Raw genomic sequence first — 1,091 nt, forward strand, 5'->3', positions numbered from 1 at the left:
TTTTTTAATTATTTTATTATTGGCTATGTATGTCTTGCCTTCTCAAAATCCTTATGAATCATCCGATGAAAGCCTTCTTACGTCCAGTTGGGATCATTTGTTAGGAACTGATACGAGTGGTTTTGACTTATATAGTCGTGTTTTAGAAGGAGGCAAAATTTCTTTAAAAATATCTTTTTTTTTCTATTCTTATCAGCATGTTAATAGGGTCTTTTTTAGGCGTTATATCTGGTTATTTTGGCGGAATAATAGACAATATTATTAATTTTATATGTGATATTTTAGTGGTTGTTCCGGATGTTATTTTAGCTATTTTACTATTGATCTTTTTGCCCAAAAATGCTTATACTTTAGTGATCGTTTTAAGTATTACCAATATTCCTAGTTTTATTCGTCTGATAAGGGGTAAAACTTTAAGCATTACGGAAAAAGATTTTATTAAATCTGCTGAAGCGTTAGGAGCTACTAAAACCAGAATTATTTTTAAACATATTATTCCTAATTTACGAGATACCTTAATAACGCGTTTTGTGGTAGGAATGTCCACCATTATTTTAACTATTTCTGGTTTAGGTTTTATCGGTTTAGGAGTAGATGCTTCCAAACCAGAATGGGGTAATATTTTAGGTTCCGCTAAAGAAAATATTAGATTCCATCCTCATATTTTTTATGGACCTTTCATTATTATTTCTTTGACCTCTTTATCCTTTAATTTAATCGGTAAAGGGTTAATTTCTTATTTTGACCCTAAACAGAAAAAATAAGCTATTCTTTTGTATCAATATAACCCTTTTAAACGCTCTTATCGAGCGAATAAGAGGGTTGTTTATTTTTTTAATCATTATTGTATTGTTTTTGCAAATTGGCAAATATTTGGAAAAGAAGGGGGTCATTTTTTTGAACCTCAAAAAAGTCTTCTTTTTCAAGTATGAAACATGTTTTTTCAAAGAAAAAGCATAATTTATTCAACAAATATGATAAAATAAAATTTTATGATGTGTTTGTGAATTTATAAGAAACAGCTTTTTTATAAACTATCAAAATCAGAATAAATTAATTTAATTCTGTATTATAAAAATATTTTTTTATAA

The 1,091-nt window shown here is 27.5% G+C and carries 1 protein-coding gene and 1 pseudogene; both read left to right on the forward strand.

Features of this window, described 5'->3' with window-relative positions:
- A pseudogene (locus HR065_RS03665) lies at nucleotides 1–265 on the forward strand (hypothetical protein); the annotation flags it as partial.
- Entirely contained in the window at nucleotides 198–764 is a 567-nt protein-coding gene (locus tag HR065_RS02720) for an ABC transporter permease (protein WP_244948350.1), read from the forward strand. The pseudogene HR065_RS03665 and the gene HR065_RS02720, both read left to right, overlap by 68 nt.
- The last annotated feature ends 327 nt before the right edge of the window (nucleotides 765–1,091 follow it).

Source organism: Candidatus Phytoplasma pruni (assembly GCF_013391955.1).
Taxonomy (GTDB): Bacteria; Bacillota_I; Bacilli_A; order Acholeplasmatales; family Acholeplasmataceae; genus Phytoplasma.

Excerpts from the sequence above, each read along its gene's own strand:
- HR065_RS02720 (WP_244948350.1), top strand. The coding sequence starts at position 198 with ATGTTAATAGGGTCTTTTTTAGGCGTTATATCTGGTTATTTTGGCGGA.